This window comes from Aeromonas sp. S41-2 (genome assembly GCF_027705845.1).
In the GTDB taxonomy this organism is placed as follows: Bacteria; Pseudomonadota; Gammaproteobacteria; order Enterobacterales; family Aeromonadaceae; genus Aeromonas; species Aeromonas hydrophila.
Genome location: NZ_JAPDCG010000001.1, coordinates 406634 through 424691, shown reverse-complemented (window position 1 = coordinate 424691; position 18058 = coordinate 406634). Strand labels below are relative to the sequence as shown.

Genomic DNA, 18058 nt, shown 5'->3' with positions numbered 1-18058 from the left:
CACAGGGGGCTGTCGCGGGCATGAACGACGGGGACGGGAGGCTAGCCGCTCAGCCGAGCAGGCCGTCGATGACGATGGCTTGACGGGCGGGGGCGGAGCCTGCGTGCAGCAGCGCTGTGCCCACCTGATCGTCCATCAATGCGCGGGCCAGCCGGGTGAGTGGGCGCAACTGCTCGGGAGCCAGGCCGGCGGGCACCGCCAGCAAAATCAGGGTCTGCACCGGCCCGAGTGCGGAGCCCCACTCGATGGGCTCGCTGCTGCTGAGCAGCGAGAGCGCGGGTCGGCGGATGGCGGGGCAGATGACGTGGGGCATGGCGAGTCCGGGCCGGATAATGGTGGCGGCCAGTTGCTCGCGCGCGGCGATGGCCTGCTCCAGCATGGGCCTGTCGTTTATCAGCGCGGCGGGCAGCAGATCCACCAGCACCGCCAATGCCTGGCCCTTGTCGAGGGGCGCCGTGGCATGGCCAAGTTGAGCCAGGGTGAAGCAATAGTCGGGCAGCGCCTGACTGAGGCGCTGCTCGGCCAGGGCGGCGCTGCCGGGGCGCCCCAGTGGCTGGCCCAGCTCCACGCACCAGCAGGTGAAGGCCATGTGGGCGAGCTCGGCATCCAGCCCCTCTATCAGCAGCAGGCAGAGATCGCCGGGCTGGGTGGCCAGGGTGAGCAGGGAGAGCTGGTTGGTTGCCTCTACCGCCTGACGGCGGGTGACGTTGATGAACTGGATATGGGACTTGAACAGCCCGGCCAGCCGGCTCAACTGCTTGGCCTGGGTGATGGTGAGCCCCAGCCGGCAGTGAAAGGAGATCTCGCGGATCAGCATTCAGACGCCGGGGGCGGCGGCCTTGAGCACGGCCACCGCATCGAGCAGCACCGCCTCCAGCGCCACCTGGTGGATGGGACAGCCGAGGAAGCGATCTTTTTGCTCAATCTCGATATCGGAGGCGATCAGCACCAGATCGGCACCGGCGATGTCGCGGGCGGTGAGGATGTTCTCCAGCCCCATGGCGCCCTGGGTTTCGACCTTGATCTTGAGCCCCAGCTTGTCGGCGGCTTTTTGCAGCGCCTCGGCGGCCATGTAGGTGTGGGCGATGCCGGTGGGGCAGGCGGTGACGGCGAGGATCTTCATGGGCTCTCACGGCAAATTCGGGTGGGGCAACAAGATAGCGCCAAGGGGCGGCCTTGCCAAAGGGGCGGAGGCAAAAATGGGATCCCGACTGCGCTCTGTTGAAGGGATGGGCAAGGGATGAGCGCTTTTGCGGCCCCAAAAGGGACAAGTGGGGAAAAGAGGGGATAAAAAACGGCCCGCCAGAGGGCGGGCCGAATGCACACTACAAAGTGAAACCGTGCGACCGGGCAGTGACTGCCCGGTCTGCTTGGGCGGATGCCGGGGCTCAGGCGGACTGGGTCGCCAGGGTGGCGGCTTTCAGTTCGCGCTGGTTCAGACGGACTGGGTCGCCAGGGTGGCAGCTTTCAGCTCCCGCTTGATGCGGCGGATCTTGCGCTCTTCGGCAACCGCGACGCAGGCCATCAGCACCAGACAGGCGGCGGCAGCCATGTCCAGCGCCGCGAAGGTGCCGGTCCAGCCGGTCAGGCCGAAGATGGGGGTGCCGTCGGCAATCATGCCCAGACCCAGCTTGGCGAAGCTGTCACCGATGAGGTAGGCGAAGGTGCCCTTGACGCCATCGGCCACGCTGATGCCCTGCTTGGGCACGAAGCCCACGGCGGCCACGCCGATCAGCAGCTGCGGACCGAACACCAGGAAGCCCAGCAGGAACAGGGAGCCCAGGAACATGAACTGGGTGGTGGCATGCTGGTAGAGCCCCAGGGTGGCGATGATCAGCGCCAGCGCCACGCAGGCCACCAGACCACGGCGACCGTTGGCCAGATCCGAGAGGTAACCCCACATCAGGGTACCGACCAGGGCGCCCACTTCGAAGAAGGTAAAGCCCTGGATGGCGATTTCCTTGGAGAAACCGAGCTCCTGGTGGGCATAGACGGTGGACCACTGGTCGATACCGATACGCACCACGTAGAGGAAGATGTTGGCAAAGCAGAGCAGCCAGATCACCTTGTTCATCAGCACGTACTTGACGAAGATCTGCCACTTGGTCAGCTGCTGCTCCTCGGTGGCGATATCTTCTTCGCTAGCCACTTCGTCAAACAGCTCTTCCACCTTGCCGAGGCCATAGGCTTCCGGCGAGTCGCTACCAAAGCGCAGGCCGATGAAGCCGACGATCAGCGCGATGATGGAGGGGAAGATGAACATGCCGAGCACGTTGCCATCGAACAGGTAGTTGGCACCGAACAGCGCCACCCCGGCCGCACCGGCGCCGCCCACGTTGTGGGAGAGGTTCCACATGCCCAGATAGGTGCCGCGCTTGTTGCGGGGCGTCCACTTGGTGATGGTGGAGTAGCTGCAGGAGCCGCCGCAGCTCTGGAAGAAACCGCTGGCCGCATAGAAGAAGATCATCAGGTAGAGGCTGAAACCGGTACCGCCCATGCTGGCACTGAAGCCCAGCATGCAGAGGGAGGAGAGGATCAGCATCAGTGGCAGGAACTGCTTGGTGTTCTTGCCATCGGCATAGTAGGAGACGATGGTCTTGCCCACCCCGTAGGTGATGGAGAAGCCAAGGCCGATCATGCCGAGCTCGGTCATGGAGAGACCGTACTCCTGGATCATGTCGTTCTGCGCAATGTTGAAGTTCTTGCGGATCAGATACATGGTCAGGTAACCGATGAACACAACCAGATAGGATTGCATAAACGGTTTGAACCAGAGCTTGCGCCGGGCTTCGACCGGCAGGTTCAGGGTGGGGACCCGGACCTGTTCGAGCAGTTTAAACATCTTCGTTCATCCTCTGCGAGATAGACGCTGTTTCCGCCGCGTTCCTCCCTTTTTGATTGGTGTTGGAGGTCACGCCACGGAAAGAACAACAGGAAGCGGGCGCGGTGCGCGGCGAGCCCCTGTCGATTGAACCCATGCCCGTCCCTTGCGCCATGGCGCGGGTCGGGTAACCACATCAGGTAGCGTGACTTTAATGAGGCGCGCTGCAAATGGCGTGAGAGCCATCCCTAGGGGGGGTAGGAAAATTTCCTAGTTTGGCGGGTTCCGGCCGCGAAGCGTGAAGAGGATCACAAGCCGGCGTCGTACTGCAGAGGTGGACGGGCTCTCTCGAACCCGACAAAAGAGGAGGCCACCCGCAGGTGGCCTCGTCCGGTTTGGTCGCCACCCCGCGGGGGATGGCTTGGTTGGGCAGGGATCAGGCGGCCTTGGCCAGCGTCACCTCGTCACCCTTCTTGACCCGCAGTTTTTTCAGGGCAACCGCCACCACGCCGGTGACGATGGCGCCGCAGATCATGCAGAGCAGCGCCAGCAGCGGCTTGTTGACGGCGCCAAGCAGGGCCACGATGGGGCCACCGTGGGCGACGCTGTTGGTGATGCCAAACAGGAAGGCCATCACGGCGGCGGTCATGCTGCCCAGCACGTTGGCCGGGATGACGGCGAGCGGATCACGGGCGGCAAACGGAATGGCACCCTCGGAGATCCCCACCAGACCCATGGCACCGGCGGCTTTGCCCGCTTCAATTTCGGTGGCGTCGAAGATGCCGAGCTTGCGACCGAGCACGGTAGCCAGCGACATGCCAAGGGGGGCGGCCGGGATGGCGCAGGCCATAGCGCCCATGAACTGGGTCTGGCCGGAGGCGATCATGCCCACCGAGAACAGGAAGGCCACCTTGTTGACCGGGCCACCCATGTCAAAGCCGGCCATGCCGCCCAGCACGATCCCCAGCAGTACCAGGCTGCCACCGCTCATGGAGAGCAGCATGGCATTCAGACCCGTCATCATGTCGGCAATGGGGGCACCGATGATGAAGATGAAGACGGCAGCGATAAAGAGCGACCCGACGATGGGGGCGATCAGGATCGGCACCAATGGCTGCACCATCTTGTGGTAGTGGCGGGTCGCAATCCAGCGCACCAGATAACCGACCAGGAGGCCCGCGATGATGGCACCGATAAAGCCGGTACCGGCGTCGGCGCCGTAGAAGCTGCCGTTGTTGGCGATCCAGCCGCCGATAAAGCCCGGTGCCAGTGCCGGACGATCACCGATGGCGTAGGCGATGTAGCCCGCCAGAATGGGGATCATCAGGGTGAAGGCGGCCACGCCCACGTTGAGGATCTGGTTCCACATGCTCCCTGCCGGGATCTGCATGCCGCTCGGGGTCGGATCGCCGCCGATGGCCAGTGCCAGGGCGATCAGCAGACCCCCCGTGACCACAAACGGGATCATGTGGGAGACGCCGTTCATCAGATAACGGTAGAGATCCGAGCTGCCGCCTGAGCTCTTCTCCTCGCTCTTGCGCTCATCCTTGTCCGCCACGTAGGCGGGGGCCTTCAGCGCCTGCTCGATCAGCCCCTTGCCATCCTTGATGGGGGCCTTCACGCCGGTCTTGATGAGCGGCTTGCCGTTGAAGCGGGCCATGTCCACCTGCTTGTCACAGGCCACCACGATGGCGCTGGCACGGGCGATCTCGGCCGCAGTCGGGCTGTTCTTGACGCCGATGGAGCCGTTGGTCTCCACCTTCACCTCAAAGCCCAGCTCCTTGGCGGCGCGCTCCAGGGATTCCGCCGCCAGATAGGTGTGGGCAATGCCGGCGGGGCAGCCGGTGACGCCGATGATCAACCCCTTGTCGGCGGCCGGGGCGGCCACTTGCGGCGCTTTCTTCTCGAGCAGCAGCGCCAGCGCATCGGTAGGCGTCTTGGCTGCCAGCAGGGCATCGATAAAGCCCTCTTCAATCAGCTTGGCGGAGAGCTCGGCCAGCACCTCGATATGCTGATTGGCGCCACCGGCCGGGGAGGCAATCATGAAAAACAGCCGGGAGGGCTTGCCATCCTCGGCGCCGTACTCGATGCCGGCGCGGCTGATGCCGATGGCCACCGCCGGGGTGCTTACCGCCGCACTCTTGGCGTGGGGCAGGGCGACGCCCTCTTCAAAGCCGGTGTTGTCCAGCTCTTCCCGGGCCCACAGGTCCTTGATGAACTGCTGCTCGTCGCTGACCTTGCCTTGCGCCGCGAGCAGACGGGTCATCTCGGTGAAGACCTCCTCCTTGCGCGTGGCCTTTAAATCGAGCGCGATCAGCTGCTCGTTGATAAGGGTGGTGATCATGGCGTTCTCCCTGCTCCTGGCCGGAGCCTGTTGGCATCTTTTCCTGGGCTACCGCCCAGGACATGCAGACAAAAGTGACCCCACTATTATCCCGCCCGCTGAGCTGCGTACCTAGCGGACAAAACTGCGAAATACTGGATTTTTGTGCGATATGACCTTGAGTGTGATCCTGATCGCATAGCAGACCAGCTGACAAAATGGGTCTGGATTGAATCGAAGAATGATTTTTTGTCTTTAATAATCAGTATCTTGATGTTGGTTCTTTCAACGTGCTTTTATGATGGAGGGTGATGTTATCCGGCCAGGAATCGGTGCAAAACTGTAAATTTGTGAGGTGAAAAGAGCGGGCGGGGTGTGAGCTGTCGCACATAAATGGCGGTAACGGGGGGCTTGGTAAGGGGAGGCCGGAAAGGTAGAGGTGCAATGCGCTGCGCTTATTGCCCCCTACCTAACGGGTTGCATAGGAATACCGTGATCCAGCATCAGCGAGAGCCGCAGCATATCCTTGTGCTGGATGCCGTGCTCCATCAGGGGCTCGGAGTAGTGGATAAGGAAGTGATCCTTTACGACGCTATCTACGCGAAAGCCGTGGCGCTGGTAATAAGTGAGCTGGTGGTCGAAGCTGCCGGTGCCGAGTTCGACGCGGCATACCCCTTTCCCGGCCAGGCTGGTCAGTACGAAGCGCAGCAGGCTGGATCCGATGCCTTGCTGCTGGCGTTTGGGGGCTACGGCGATATTGAAGATCTCGGCCATTTGCTCCCCCACCAGACCCGCCACGCAGGCGCCCACTACCTCGTTGCCCGCCAGGGCGGCAAAGCCCCAGGCGCCGGGCAGATAGGCGGCAATGCGCTGCTCTGCGGGATCTGCCTCCAGCAGCAGTGCCAGCGGCAGTTGGTTGGGGTCCATCTCGACAAACGTCATCTTTTATCTCGCTGTGACGGTCCGGGGAGCGCCGTCCTCTGGGCCTCAATACTCCAGAAACTTCTCGCCGCAGCGCTCGCAAATCAGGTGCTTTACATGGGTGGCCTGGTAAGCCAGCGTTTCGCCAAACGCCCAGTTGGTGATGCTGCTGGAAGTAAAGGCTTGCCAGAAGGCTTTGCGGGGGTCCTTGGGCATGATGTCCTGAGTGTGATCGCGGGCGACCAGCACCACGATATGGCGGGTGCGCTCCCGGCATTTGTCACAGCGATGGATTTCGCTTGGTGGCTCGCTTTGGGGTTGGGCGGTGCACTCTGTTGTCATGATGATGACCTGTTATGGATGGCGCGCCCATCATAGTCTTCTTCAGTTGGCTCTCAATCCCCCATGCTGGGGGCGTGTGCTGGTTGCGAGCGGGATCACTTTTTGGGGTGCGTAACGGGCTTGGTTGCGATGGTTTTTTTTGCGATGCCCTCGGGGGAGGGAATACCCATGCTGGCCAATACCCGGGCGGCGTTCTCTTCACACGGCATCTCGTCGGGTTTGGACTCCACCAGCCGGATCAGGGCCTGCAATTGCTGCTTGCTGTGGGCAAGTCTTGCCTCCAGCGCTTCTATGTCGCTCACCTTGGCCTCGAGCGCCGCCAGTAGCGGGGCGTGTTGCCAAGAACTGATATCTGCGGGCACCAACTGCTTGATCTCGTCGAGGGAGAAGCCTGCCTGTTGCGCCTGGCCGATGATGGTCAGCAAGGGTACCGTCTCGGGCGGGTAGTCGCGATAGCCGTTGGTACGCCGCCGTACCTTGCTGAGCAGGCCTCTGGCTTCGTAGAAACGGATGGCCGAGGCCGCCATGCCGGTCTGTTTGGCCAGTTCACCGATCTTCATCTTGTCTCCTGGGCTGTGGGTTGGCGGGTCTGCCCGCCGAAAGGGGGGCTCAAGGGGAATTCTAGGGTTAAAGCCCGCTTGAATGTCAACGGTCCTATGGGCTGTGCGGGTGGATACCATTTCTCCCATCGCGATGGCATCCCGATAAAGGGGCTTGACCTTCAAGTCAGCTTCAAACTTATGGTGGGGTCCTCACTACCGAGGAGATCGCCATGAACCCATTTACTCCCCTGACCCTGCCCAATGGCAGCCAGCTTATCAACCGCCTCGCCAAGGCCGCCATGGAAGAGAACATGGCCGACCGTGACCATGCCCCCTCAGAGGCGCTGATCCAGCTCTATCGTACCTGGGCAGAGGGTGGCGCCGGCCTGCTCATCACCGGCAATGTAATGGTGGACGGCCACGCCATGACGGGGCCGGGGGGAGTGGTACTAGATTCCCACGATCTCTCCCCAGCGCTGGCCGGGCGTTTCAGTGCCTGGGCCGAGGCGGCCAAGAGCGGTGGCGCCCAGATCTGGATGCAGATCAACCACCCCGGTCGCCAGATGCCGGCGGCGCTGGGTCAGCCCACCCTGGCCCCTTCCGCCGTACCCATGGCGCTCGGCAGTTTCTCGAGGCAGTTCTCTCCGCCCAGAGCCATGAGCGAGGCCGACATTGCCGAGGTGAAGGCGCGCTTCATCAACACGGCGCTGCTGGCACAGCGTGTCGGTTTTGACGGGGTACAGATCCATGCCGCGCACGGCTATCTGCTGAGCCAGTTCCTCTCGCCACTTACCAACCAGCGCCGCGATCGTTGGGGCGGCAGCCTTGAGAATCGCGCCCGCTTGCTGCTGGAGATAGTTGAAGGGATCCGCCAGCAGGCGGGCAGCGGCTTCGCACTGTCGGCCAAGCTCAACTCCGCCGACTTTCAGCGTGGCGGCTTCAGCACCGAGGATGCAAAGGCGGTGGTGGAGATGCTCAACCCGATCGGGGTGGATCTGGTGGAGCTATCCGGCGGCAGTTACGAGGCGCCCGCCATGCACGGCCAGGCCCGCGATGGTCGGACTCTGGCGCGGGAGGCCTATTTTCTGGCGTTCGCTCGGGAGATCGTCTCTGTTGCCCATATGCCCGTGATGGTGACCGGGGGAATTCGCCGCTACCCGGTGGTGGAGCAGGTGCTTGGCAGCGGGGTGGCGGTCGCCGGCATGGCCACTGCGCTGGCCATCGCCCCGGATCTGCCTGCCAGATGGCACCGTGAACAGGCGGCAAGTGCCGAGCTCAGGCCCATCCCCTGGCGCAACAAGGTGCTGGCCTCGGTAGGTTACATGGCGATGGTGAAATACCAGTTGCGGCGGCTGGGGCGCGGGCAGCCGAGCCGCCCCAAGATCGCGCCCGCCCTGGCGCTGGCCTGCCAGCAGTGGCAGACCCTGCTTGGCAACGCCCGCTATAGACACTGGATCAAGGCGCAGGAAAAGTGAAGGGGGGGCTTGCCACCCAGCGAACTCAGGCCGATGCCCGCTTTTGCAGGCTGGGGATGATGAGATGGCGGGTGGGGGCGAGCTCGGGTTGCTGCAATCGGGTCAGCAGGCGCAGGGCCGCTTGGCGGCCGATGTCGCGGGCCGGCGAGCTGACGAAAGTGAGGGCGGGGAAGGTGAGCTCGGCCTCCGCCACATCGTCAAAGCCGAGCAGGGCCACCTGCTGGCCGACGTAGTTGTCCTTGCCTACGCTACGTCCGCTCGCCTCGACGCCGTAGATGGCGCCGAGGGCCACCTCCGGGTAGTGGCAGAGCACGGCGGTCACCTTGGGGTGCCGGTGCAGTAGCTGGGCGATGGTGTCGGCGGCGCTGCGCTGGGTGCGCTCGCACTCCAGTACCCACTCCGGTTTGAAGGGGAGGCCGTATTGCAGCAGGCTGGCACAGTAGCCGCCGATGCGCTCGGCGCGGGTGAGGGAATCGGCCCGCCCGCCAACGTAGGCGATATGGCGGTGGCCCTGCTCGATGAGATAGGTGGTAGCCTGCTGGGCGGCGTGGGTGTTGTCCGGGCCGATAAAGTCCACGTCGTCCCGATAGTAGGAGCGGGCGGCGCACACCAGCGGCAGCGCCGAGCCGAGCAGGTTTTCCAGCGGCTTGGCGGCGGCGCCGCGCACCGGGTTGAAGATGATGCCCGCCACCCCCTGGCGCGACAGGGACTGGATGCTCTGCTGCAACCGCTCCGGGCTGTGGCCGCACTGGGTCAGAAACAGCAGATAGCCCTGTTGCTCCAGTACCTCGCTCACCCCGGCGGTCACCTCGGTATAGAAGGGGTCGGTGATGTCGCGCAGGATCAGCCCCACCAGGTTGGATTGCTGGCTGCGCAGGTTGGCGGCGGCGCTGTTGGGTACGTAGTCGAGCTCTTTTATCGCCTGCTGGACTCGCTCGGCGGTGGCCGGCGAGATGCGCCCCTTGCCGCGCAGCACCATGGAGACAGTGGTGACCGAGACCCCGGCCAGCCGGGCCACATCGGTGATCTTGGGGTTGTTGGCGAGCAGCGGTTTGGGCGACATAGGCAGGCGGTGGCGATCAAGGCGAAGAGACGAGGTGCACAGCATACCCGCTTGGGTTGCCGAGTGAAACGTTACATCCCGCGCCCATGGATCTGCCTCACAAATTTGAGGAACAGTGTCCAGCAGGGCGGTTGAACTGTGATCCTGTCGGCACTTGTGAGTTGATAAAACGTTTTATCATTCAGCAAAACCAGATACGGCTCGCCGTCGCCATCCGTCAGGGAGGCTACCGGGCAGGCGTATCGAATGACCCTCACCTCACAAGGATCTGACACATGGCCAAGTCCCCCGCCAAATCCACCGTATGGGAGTTTCTGCAGAGCCTCGGCAAGACCTTCATGCTGCCGGTCGCCCTGCTGGCCTTCTCGGGCATTCTGCTCGGTGTCGGCAGCTCGCTCACCAGCGATGCGGTCAAGCAGAGCATGCCCTTCCTCGACAATACCGTGCTGCAACTGCTGTTCCTCTGGATGACCAAGGTGGGGCTGGTGGCTTTTATCTACCTGCCGGTGATGTTCGCGGTGGCCATTCCGCTGGGCCTGGCGCGGGAAGAGAAGGGAGTGGCGGCCTTTGCCGGTTTTGTCGGCTATGCGGCGCTCAACCTCTCCATCAACTTCTACCTCACGGTGGCCAACGTCATCGGTGACGGGGCGGCGGAGAAGGCCTACGGGGTGCAATCCATCCTCGGCATCAGCTCCATCGACACCGGCATTCTGGGGGCCATCATCGTCGGGGTGATCGTCGCCAAGTTGCACGCCCGTTTCTACACCTACCAGATGCCCGATGCGCTCGCCTTCTTCGGCGGTGCCCGCTTCGTGCCCATCATCACCGCCATCGTGCTGGGGGTGGTCGGTCTGGTGGTGCCCCTGGTCTGGCCCTGGTTTGCCGCCGGCATCAACGGCATCGGGACGCTCATCTCCCACGCCGGCCCCTTCGGTCCCTTCCTGTTCGGTACCGGCGAGCGGCTGCTGCTGCCGCTCGGCCTGCACCACATACTGGTGGCGCTGATCCGCTTTACCGAGGCGGGCGGCACATCGCTGGTGTGCGGCAACGAGGTGAGCGGCGCGCTCAACATCTTCTACGCCGAGCTCTCCTGCGCCGACACCACCCAGTTCTCGGTATCGGCCACCTCCTTCCTCTCTCAGGGCAAGATGCCGGCCTTCCTCGGCGGCCTGCCGGGAGCGGCGCTCGCCATGTATCACTGCGCCCGCCCGGAAAATCGCGGCAAGATCAAGGCGCTGCTGGTCTCCGGTGTGGTGGCCTGCGTCATCGGTGGCATCACGGAGCCGCTGGAGTTTCTGTTCCTGTTCGTGGCGCCGGTGCTCTACGTCATTCACGCCATCCTGACCGGTCTGGGCTTTATGACTATGGGGCTTTTGGGTGTCACCATCGGTAACACCGACGGCAACCTCATCGATTTTCTGGTGTTCGGCGTACTGCAAGGCACCGCCACCAAGTGGTATCTGGTGCCGGTCGCAGCCGCCATCTGGTTTGCCATCTACTACGGGGTGTTTCGCTTCGCCATCGTACGCTTCAACCTCAAAACCCCTGGCCGTGAAAAAGAGAGCCGCGAGATTGAGGCCAGCGAGGCTGCCCAGCCCGCGGGCAAGAAGGCAGGCAACAGCGGTTACAACGGCGAGGTGATCCTCAACGCCTTGGGCGGCGCCGACAACATCCTGGCGCTCGATAACTGCATCACTCGCCTGCGGATGTCGGTGCAGGACATGAGCCGGGTCGATGACAAGGTATTGAAGGCGAACGGCGCCATCGGGGTGATCAAGCTCGACGAGCACAACCTGCAGGTAGTGATCGGGCCCCAGGTCCATCTGGTGAAAAACCAGCTGCAGAGCCTGATGGGGGCCTGAGTCGGCCCTCTGTTACCCTACCTCGGGGGCGCCATGCCCCCTTGTTCATTGCTGTTTTACTGGTGAGAAAGAGATGCCCAATACCGAATCCTTTGATTTTGATCGCGTCGTCGATCGCCACGGCACCTACTGCACTCAGTGGGACTATGTGGCTGACCGATTCGGCCACGCTGACTTGCTCCCCTTTACCATCTCCGACATGGATGTCGAGACAGCGCCTTGTATTCGCGCGGCCCTGGCCAAGCGCCTTGAGCACGGCGTCTTTGGCTACAGCCGCTGGAATCACGACGACTTCAAGGGGGCGGTGAGCGACTGGTTTGCCCACCGTTACGGGGCGCAGCTTGATCCAGCAACCCTGGTCTACGGCCCTTCGGTCATCTACATCATCGCCCAGCTGGTGAGCCTTTGGTCTGCGCCGGGCGAAGGCGTGCTGGTGCATACCCCCACCTACGACGCCTTCGGCAATATGCTGGCTGCCAACGACAGGGTGCTGCTGCCTTGTCCGCTCAAAAAAATAGAGGGAGGTTACCAAGTCGACTGGGCCTGCTTCGAGCAACAGGCTGCTCGCCCCGATTGCCGGATTTTGCTGCTCTGTAGCCCCCACAATCCTACCGGTCGGGTCTGGACGCGGGATGAGCTGGACCGGATGGCCGCCATCTGCCAGCGCCACGGAGTAAAGGTCATCTCGGATGACATCCATATGGATGTGAGCTTTGCCCGCTACCTGCCGTGGAGCGAGGTGGCGCCGGACGAGAGCTGGGCGCTGGTGAGCTCGGGTTCCAAATCCTTCAATATTCCGGCCCTTGGCGGCGCCTACGCCTTTATTGCCAACGCCGAGGCGCGGGCCGGCTATCTGCAGCGGCTCAAGGCGGCCCATGGCCTCTCATCGCCGCCCATTCTCGGGGTGCTAGCCCATATCAGCGCCTATCGGGACGGCGGTGCCTGGCTCGATGCCCTGAAAAGCTATCTGCATAGCAACCTCACCCTGGTGGCGGCGCGGCTCAACGCCGCCTTCCCCGCCATCGACTATCGGGTGCCCGAGGGGACCTATCTCGCCTGGATTGATCTGCGCGGCCTTGGCATCGACACCACCGAACGGATGGATGCGCTGCAAACCTTGCTGGTGGAAAAATACCGGGTCGCCATCATGCGCGGCGACACTTATGGCCCGGAAGGCACAGGCTATCTTCGCCTCAACGTCGGCTGCCCTCGCTCGAAAGTAGATAAAGGCCTCGACGCCTTGATCAGCGCACTGCAAGAGCTGCTGGCCGGATAGCGCGCCGCCGCCCGAGGGCGGCTTGCTTATTGCGAGGTGGTGAGTTGTCGGTGCTTACCTTGAGTCAGAGAATGGCGCGGCTGCGAAACAGCACCTTGCCGCAGGCCAGGCAGGTGTGGCGCAGACGGTAATCGCCGACGCCGGTCAGCGGCTGAAATAGCACCTTGTGCGAACCGCAGGCACAGCAACTGGCGTTTTCACTATCGTTGGTGGCACATTCGGGATGGCGGGCAAGGTACTCGGGCAGGGTAGGCAGCTTGTCCCAGTCGGGCTGGGTCACCGCGCGGTTCTTGAGAATGATGCCGGCGGTTACCAGACCCGCCAGGGTGAGCAGTACGTCCGTCAATTCCATGTTTTGCAAGGCTCCGTCCAGGTGCGGTCGCCAGGCCGGCTGGCAGGCGAAGGCACAATATGGCTCCTATCTTATCGATTCTGAGGGGGAGGACGCTATCCCCGTTCGGGCGGCTGACGAAGGGGGGTTGCTGTTGCCTGATGCCGAGATAAAAGAAGGGGCCCAGGGCCCCTTTTGTCATATCTCTCTCAACTGCCGTTGTCAGGCCACCTGGCGTCCCGGCTGGGTGCGGGCCAGCAGCCCTTCCGGGTTATGGATGGCCTCCCGGGTCTTGACGTCGATGACATCGATATTAGCGAAGCGCTCCTTGTTCTTGATGGCCACATCGTGGGCAAAGATCACGCAGCGGGCGTTGGCCACGTCCTTGGCGCTGATGCGGTTGATGATGCCGTTGGCGCCCTGGGTTTCCACTTTGAGCTTGATGCCGGCCTTGGCGGCCGCTTTTTGCAGGCTCTTGGCGGCCAGGAAGGTGTGGGCCACGCCGGAGGGGCAGGCGGTGATGGCCAGCACTTCGGCTTCCCCTTCCGCCTCGATGATCTGGTACTCCTCCTGGCGCTCGTTGCTCTCTTCGGTGTCGCTGACCGGCTTTTTCAGCAGGTTGACGATAAGGGCCGTGGTCAGGGCGCCGAGCAGGGTGCCGAGGATATAGCCCATCTTGCCTTCCACCACCGGCAGCACGATCCAGCCGCCCCAGGGGGCGTGGTTGATGCTGTGCATCATGAAACCGGTGATGTTGCCGACGATGCCGCCTGCGACGATGGCCGGGATGACGCGCACCGGGTCGGCGGCGGCAAACGGAATGGCCCCCTCGCTGATGCCGATCATGCCCATGATGGCGGCCGCCTTGCCCGCTTCACGCTCCTCTTTCTTGTAACGCTTGGGCGAGAGCAGGGTGGCCAGCGCCATGCCGAGCGGCGGCACGCAGATGGCGATGCCGACCCCGCCCATCAGCCAGGGCTGGGTGTTGACCTGGGTCTGGGCGAACAGGGTGGCCACCTTGTTGATGGGGCCGCCCATGTCAAAGGCGGTCATGCCACCGAGGATGGCCCCCAGCATCACCTTGCCTGAGCCCGCCATGCCGGAGAGCCAGTGGTTCATCCCTTCCATCATGGCCGCGATGGGGGCGCCTATCACCCACATGACGATGCCGCACACCAGGAAGGTGCCGATGAGCGGATAGATGAAGATGGAGCCGAGCGAACTCATGGAATCCGGCAGCTTGATGCGTTTGAGCTGGTTGACGATGAGGCCGGCGATAAAGCCCACCAGGATGGCGCCGAGAAAACCGGTATGAAACTGCTGCACTGCAATTCAGGAGCCGATCATGCCGGGGGCCAGGCCCGGTTTGTCCGCCATGGAGTAGGCGATGTAGCCGCCCAGCACGGCGGTAAACAGGGTGAGCCCGGCGATGCCCATGTCGGCCATGTCCTTGAGCACGCCCGCCTCGGGCACGGCGCCCTTGCCGCTGATCATCACCGACAGCGACAGCAGCACGCCCCCCGCGACGATGAAGGGGATCATGTGGGAGGTGCCAAACAGCAGGTGCTGCTTGAGGGTGTTGAGCTGTGCCTTGATGCTGCGATCCTGGGGTTCCGCCGGCTGGGCAGGTTGCGCCTGAGGGGCGGCAGGGGCTACGGACGGCCCTGGTGCGGCCAGCAAGGCGAGTACCTCGGCGCGGCTGGTGGCCGCCTGCATGCTGGCGATGAAACCGGGTTCCAGCAGCTTGGTGGAGAGCTCGGCCAGCACCTCGATATGGTGGTTGGCGCCGCCCGCCGGGGAGGCAATCATGAAGAACAGCTTGGAGGGCTCGCCATCTTCGGCGCCGTAGTCGATGCCCTGGCGGCTGATGCCGACCACGATGGCGGGCTCTCGCACCGCCTCGCTCTTGGCGTGGGGCAGGGCGACCCCCTGCTCGAAGCCGGTATTGTCCAGCTCCTCCCGCGCCCAGAGGTCGCGGACAAACTGCTCCTGACTGGCTATCTTGCCGCTGGCCTTGAGCCTGGCGGCCAGTTCGACAAACAGCGCCTGCTTGTCGCGGGCCGCAAGATCGAGGCAGATCAATCCTTCATCTATCAGGGTGGTGAGCATGGTTCTCTCCTGGCTGGTGCCGTCCGAATGGAAATGGTCCTGTTGAAAACGGTGGTGCAACGGGTTGACCTGCCTATTGTTTCTCCCAAGTGCCGCGGCCGAAATCGGACATATGTGCCCTTTACTGGATTTTTGTGCCGACGGTGCTTGCCTGTGACCCTGCTCGCATTTTGTCCTGCCTGAATGAATGATCTCGTTTTTATAGAAATACATTTAAAAACAGTCGGTTATTTTTAATCTGCGTACGGCTGATGACCAATAAGTAGTGAGCCTGAATGCTGTCGGCAGGCGGTGGGATGGAGATTTGTGCGCTCGAGCAGGCGAGAAAATTGTGAGCCGGTCGGCAAAAGCGGTGGCCTGGCTTTGGGGGATGCTCATGGTGGCGGGGTGGCAGGAAACGCAAGAAGGGGGGATGAAAAATCAGTGCATAATCGGCCGATTGAAAAGGGTATGCAGACTTGCAGTGGAGTGGATGTAAATATTTGATAATTAATGGGATGCATTTTCTTGGTTGGAGTAATAAGAGGCGGTTTTGACCTACTTTTGACGGCCTGGTGGGAGACGTTTAATCATTTTTTAGATTGCTTTTTGCATATCCAATCGTTTATTTAGTTGGACAGTTTTGGCAAACCGGAAGTCAAACCTGATGAACCGACAGGCCAGCGCCCTTGATGCGGAGTGTGCCGTCAACCCGTTTTACTTGTCATGTTCACCCAGATGTAAGGAGACATCCCGATGGAAAAACTGGTCCAAGAGATCGACACCATGCGCGAAGAGTTCAAGCAACAGGAGCGCAAACAGGCCCACGACAAATGGCAGGCCAGGGTCGAAGAGCTGCAGCAGATCCGCGCTGAAGAGCCTCAGCCGGAGGCCGTGGAGGAGTGACCTCGTGGCCAGCCCGGCGCTGAGGCGCACGCGGCCCGGCAGAATGCAAAACCCCCGCCAGCACGGCGGGGGTTTTTTATTGCGGTTCGATGGCGTTGTGGCTCTGCCACTGGCGCAGGCGCTGCTTGAGCGAGCCGTCGCCGGGGGGGATGAAGTCATCCATCAGGTAGCAGCGGTTGTCGCCGCTCTTTTGAAAGTGGAGGCTGACCGTCTGCGGCTCTTTCTGGGTGTCGGAGAGGGCGAACAGATACTGCATCCTCACCGTTACCCCTTGCTCTTGTGCGTTGGCCAGGGTGAAGCTGACGGGTTCGCTCACCTCGCCATCCTGAGCGTTGATCCAGGGATCGGCATCGATGGCGCACACCTCGCCATCGGCGTTGCAGGCGGCCTCGCTGCTCAACACGGCGAAGAAGTCGGGGGTGAGCAGTGCCTTGAGCGGCGCCGGGTCGGCGTAATAGAAATCCTTGTGCTCGTTCCAGAACGCCTTGGCCAGCCTGAGCGCCACCCCCTTGTCACAGGCGGCATGCACCGGGCTGCCCAGCAGCGCCAGCAGTAAAACGGATAGTCCGCAGTAGCCTTTCATGATGTTCTTCCTGAACTGGTGCCGGGTGACTGTGGTGGCGCCGGCGAGGGTCAAGGCGCAGTGATAGCCAGACGGGCATGATAGCCAACCCGGCAGAGGACGACAGCAGGATCTGATGAATTTATGCCGCACATCAAGAAATTTGTCGGCAGAGAGCAGGGGGGCGCGGTGGCTGAGACCGCCAAAAAACAAGGGCCATCCTGGATGGCCCTTGCGGTCATGGGTCGATTTGAATCGGCTTAGCAGCGGTTGCCAGCGCGGGCGACCCGGCCCTCGGCCAGCAGCTGGTAGCGGCCGGTGGCGGCCGGGATGAAGGCGGACTGACCCTTCTCGAGGCGCAGGGTGTCGTCACCGCGCTTGAGGATCACGGCCTCGTCGATGGCAAACAGGATCTCGGCGCTGGCGGTGGTGAGCTGGTGCTCGCCCGCCGGGTAGACGCTGAAGGTGAAGTCCGGTACCGGCACCTCAAAGTGCTGCACCGCCCCTTCCATGCGGGGGGCAAGCAGGATCTGGTCGTCCGGCTTGGGTAAGCAGCGGGTGCAGGCCAACAGCTCGGCCACGTCTATGTACTTGGGGGTGAGCCCGGCGCGCAGCACGTTGTCGGAGTTGGCCATGATCTCGAGGCCAGTGCCGCGTACATAGGCGTGCGGGGTGCAGGCGTCCAGATACATGGCCTGACCGGGCTGCAGGGTCACCACGTTGAGCAAGAGCGGCGAGAACAGCCCCACATCCCCCGGGTACTGGGCGGCCAGACTGGTGATCAGCGCAAAGGTCTCTTCATCCTGATGGGCGGCGGCAAAGGCCAGCAGGCCCGTCAGTGCCTCTTCCTTGCGCGCCCCTTCCAGCACCAGCAGCTGGTGGAAGAAGTGCTGCAGACCCGCTTCATTCTGGCTGGCGGCGAGGGCGGCGACCAGCTCGGCAAGGGCGGGCAGCTTGACCCGCTCGAACAGCGCCAGGATGGCCGGGATGGCGCGAAAGCCGTTCATCGCCTGATAGGGGGTGAGGGCAAACACCAGCTCGGGCTTGTGGTTGGGATCCTTGTAATTGCGATTGGCTGCCTTGGGCGAGATGCCGGCGGCCTCTTCCTTGGCAAAGCCGGCTTCGGCCTGCGCCTTGCTCGGGTGCACCTGAATGGAGAGGGCCTTCTCGGCGCACAGCACCTTGAACAGGAACGGCAGGCTGCCGAAACGGGCCTGGGTGGCCTCGCCCAGCACGGCGGCGGGGGCGCGCTCTATCAGGGTCGAGAGCTTTTGCGCCTGCCCGGCCAGCACTACCTCGGAGCAGCCATTGGGGTGGGCACCCATCCACAGTTCGGCCTGGGGCTTGCCCGCCGGATTAGGGATGCCAAACAGGGTGGTGAGGGCGTCATGGCTGCCCCAGTCGTAGCCTTGAATCGGATTTTGCATTGACAAAAAAGAGGGCAGATCGCGACTGCTCATAAGGGATGCCTCATTTGGTGTGCAGAAAATCGGGTGCAGAAAAGGGTGGCATTGCTGCCGTGGACCGGACTATAACATGGGCGGTC

15 protein-coding genes and 1 pseudogene are annotated in these 18058 nt (G+C 62.7%); 4 read left to right on the top strand and 12 right to left on the bottom strand.

Going from position 1 to position 18058, the window contains the following annotated elements; genetic code table 11:
• Positions 1–49 precede the first annotated feature (49 nt).
• The 7 genes from OKC44_RS01930 to OKC44_RS01900 all read right to left on the bottom strand — a co-directional run bounded on the left by OKC44_RS01930 (position 50) and on the right by OKC44_RS01900 (position 6967).
• Complete coding sequence (locus tag OKC44_RS01930) at positions 50–817, bottom strand: PTS sugar transporter subunit IIA (RefSeq protein ID WP_044799539.1); 768 nt, start codon at positions 815–817, stop codon at positions 50–52.
• Positions 818–1123 carry a PTS fructose transporter subunit IIB gene (locus tag OKC44_RS01925; protein ID WP_041217721.1) on the bottom strand — a complete coding sequence of 102 codons (306 nt, stop codon included), beginning with the start codon at positions 1121–1123 and terminating at the stop codon, positions 818–820. It abuts the gene before it with no gap.
• Positions 1124–1435: 312 nt separating this feature from the next.
• Positions 1436–2842: a hexose-6-phosphate:phosphate antiporter gene (uhpT, locus tag OKC44_RS01920; RefSeq protein WP_043124246.1), complete on the bottom strand. Its 1407-nt coding sequence runs from the start codon at positions 2840–2842 to the stop codon at positions 1436–1438.
• Between the two features lie 415 nt (positions 2843–3257).
• Entirely contained in the window at positions 3258–5165 is a 1908-nt protein-coding gene (locus tag OKC44_RS01915; protein ID WP_270810715.1) for a PTS fructose transporter subunit IIABC, read from the bottom strand.
• Positions 5166–5609: 444 nt separating this feature from the next.
• Positions 5610–6086, bottom strand: a complete 477-nt coding sequence (locus tag OKC44_RS01910) for a GNAT family N-acetyltransferase (protein ID WP_270810712.1) — start codon at positions 6084–6086, stop codon at positions 5610–5612.
• Positions 6087–6131: 45 nt separating this feature from the next.
• Entirely contained in the window at positions 6132–6407 is a 276-nt protein-coding gene (locus tag OKC44_RS01905) for a hypothetical protein (protein ID WP_043124233.1), read from the bottom strand.
• 95 nt (positions 6408–6502) lie between these two features.
• Positions 6503–6967 carry a MerR family transcriptional regulator gene (locus OKC44_RS01900; RefSeq protein ID WP_270810708.1) on the bottom strand — a complete coding sequence of 155 codons (465 nt, stop codon included), beginning with the start codon at positions 6965–6967 and terminating at the stop codon, positions 6503–6505.
• Between the two features lie 212 nt (positions 6968–7179).
• On the opposite strand from OKC44_RS01900, the gene OKC44_RS01895 reads away from it, so the two are divergent.
• A complete protein-coding gene (locus OKC44_RS01895; RefSeq protein WP_270810706.1) occupies positions 7180–8424 on the top strand; it encodes an NADH:flavin oxidoreductase/NADH oxidase family protein in 1245 nt (414 codons plus the stop codon).
• Between the two features lie 25 nt (positions 8425–8449).
• Here OKC44_RS01895 and OKC44_RS01890 read toward each other — a convergent pair whose 3' ends face one another.
• Positions 8450–9487, bottom strand: a complete 1038-nt coding sequence (locus tag OKC44_RS01890) for a Mal regulon transcriptional regulator MalI (RefSeq protein ID WP_101617577.1) — start codon at positions 9485–9487, stop codon at positions 8450–8452.
• Between the two features lie 275 nt (positions 9488–9762).
• Here OKC44_RS01890 and malX point away from each other — a divergent pair, with 275 nt between their 5' ends.
• Positions 9763–11349: a maltose/glucose-specific PTS transporter subunit IIBC gene (malX, locus tag OKC44_RS01885; RefSeq protein WP_270810702.1), complete on the top strand. Its 1587-nt coding sequence runs from the start codon at positions 9763–9765 to the stop codon at positions 11347–11349.
• A 73-nt stretch (positions 11350–11422) separates the two neighbouring features.
• Positions 11423–12625 carry a MalY/PatB family protein gene (locus OKC44_RS01880; RefSeq protein WP_270810700.1) on the top strand — a complete coding sequence of 401 codons (1203 nt, stop codon included), beginning with the start codon at positions 11423–11425 and terminating at the stop codon, positions 12623–12625.
• Between the two features lie 64 nt (positions 12626–12689).
• Here the strand turns inward: OKC44_RS01880 and OKC44_RS01875 are convergent, their stop codons facing one another.
• Both OKC44_RS01875 and OKC44_RS01870 read right to left on the bottom strand, forming a co-directional pair.
• The gene (locus OKC44_RS01875; RefSeq protein WP_118881612.1) at positions 12690–12977 is read right to left on the bottom strand and encodes a hypothetical protein; all 288 of its coding nucleotides are present in this window, start codon (positions 12975–12977) and stop codon (positions 12690–12692) included.
• A gap of 201 nt (positions 12978–13178) precedes the next feature.
• Positions 13179–15065: pseudogene (locus tag OKC44_RS01870) on the bottom strand (PTS fructose transporter subunit EIIC).
• A gap of 735 nt (positions 15066–15800) precedes the next feature.
• Here OKC44_RS01870 and OKC44_RS01865 point away from each other — a divergent pair.
• Positions 15801–15950, top strand: coding sequence for a hypothetical protein (locus OKC44_RS01865; protein WP_011705333.1), 150 nt, complete (start codon positions 15801–15803; stop codon positions 15948–15950).
• 76 nt (positions 15951–16026) lie between these two features.
• Here the strand turns inward: OKC44_RS01865 and OKC44_RS01860 are convergent, their stop codons facing one another.
• Together OKC44_RS01860 and manA are read right to left on the bottom strand one after the other, a co-directional pair.
• Positions 16027–16533, bottom strand: a complete 507-nt coding sequence (locus OKC44_RS01860) for a hypothetical protein (protein ID WP_026080359.1) — start codon at positions 16531–16533, stop codon at positions 16027–16029.
• Between the two features lie 239 nt (positions 16534–16772).
• Positions 16773–17972 carry a mannose-6-phosphate isomerase, class I gene (manA, locus tag OKC44_RS01855; RefSeq protein ID WP_270810697.1) on the bottom strand — a complete coding sequence of 400 codons (1200 nt, stop codon included), beginning with the start codon at positions 17970–17972 and terminating at the stop codon, positions 16773–16775.
• Positions 17973–18058 lie beyond the last annotated feature (86 nt).

Excerpts from the sequence above, each read along its gene's own strand:
- OKC44_RS01930 (WP_044799539.1), bottom strand. The coding sequence starts at position 817 with ATGCTGATCCGCGAGATCTCCTTTCACTGCCGGCTGGGGCTCACCATC.
- OKC44_RS01925 (WP_041217721.1), bottom strand. The coding sequence starts at position 1,123 with ATGAAGATCCTCGCCGTCACCGCCTGCCCCACCGGCATCGCCCACACC.
- uhpT (WP_043124246.1), bottom strand. The coding sequence starts at position 2,842 with ATGTTTAAACTGCTCGAACAGGTCCGGGTCCCCACCCTGAACCTGCCG.
- OKC44_RS01915 (WP_270810715.1), bottom strand. The coding sequence starts at position 5,165 with ATGATCACCACCCTTATCAACGAGCAGCTGATCGCGCTCGATTTAAAG.
- OKC44_RS01910 (WP_270810712.1), bottom strand. The coding sequence starts at position 6,086 with ATGACGTTTGTCGAGATGGACCCCAACCAACTGCCGCTGGCACTGCTG.
- OKC44_RS01905 (WP_043124233.1), bottom strand. The coding sequence starts at position 6,407 with ATGACAACAGAGTGCACCGCCCAACCCCAAAGCGAGCCACCAAGCGAA.
- OKC44_RS01900 (WP_270810708.1), bottom strand. The coding sequence starts at position 6,967 with ATGAAGATCGGTGAACTGGCCAAACAGACCGGCATGGCGGCCTCGGCC.
- OKC44_RS01895 (WP_270810706.1), top strand. The coding sequence starts at position 7,180 with ATGAACCCATTTACTCCCCTGACCCTGCCCAATGGCAGCCAGCTTATC.
- OKC44_RS01890 (WP_101617577.1), bottom strand. The coding sequence starts at position 9,487 with ATGTCGCCCAAACCGCTGCTCGCCAACAACCCCAAGATCACCGATGTG.
- malX (WP_270810702.1), top strand. The coding sequence starts at position 9,763 with ATGGCCAAGTCCCCCGCCAAATCCACCGTATGGGAGTTTCTGCAGAGC.
- OKC44_RS01880 (WP_270810700.1), top strand. The coding sequence starts at position 11,423 with ATGCCCAATACCGAATCCTTTGATTTTGATCGCGTCGTCGATCGCCAC.
- OKC44_RS01875 (WP_118881612.1), bottom strand. The coding sequence starts at position 12,977 with ATGGAATTGACGGACGTACTGCTCACCCTGGCGGGTCTGGTAACCGCC.
- OKC44_RS01865 (WP_011705333.1), top strand. The coding sequence starts at position 15,801 with ATGGAAAAACTGGTCCAAGAGATCGACACCATGCGCGAAGAGTTCAAG.
- OKC44_RS01860 (WP_026080359.1), bottom strand. The coding sequence starts at position 16,533 with ATGAAAGGCTACTGCGGACTATCCGTTTTACTGCTGGCGCTGCTGGGC.
- manA (WP_270810697.1), bottom strand. The coding sequence starts at position 17,972 with ATGAGCAGTCGCGATCTGCCCTCTTTTTTGTCAATGCAAAATCCGATT.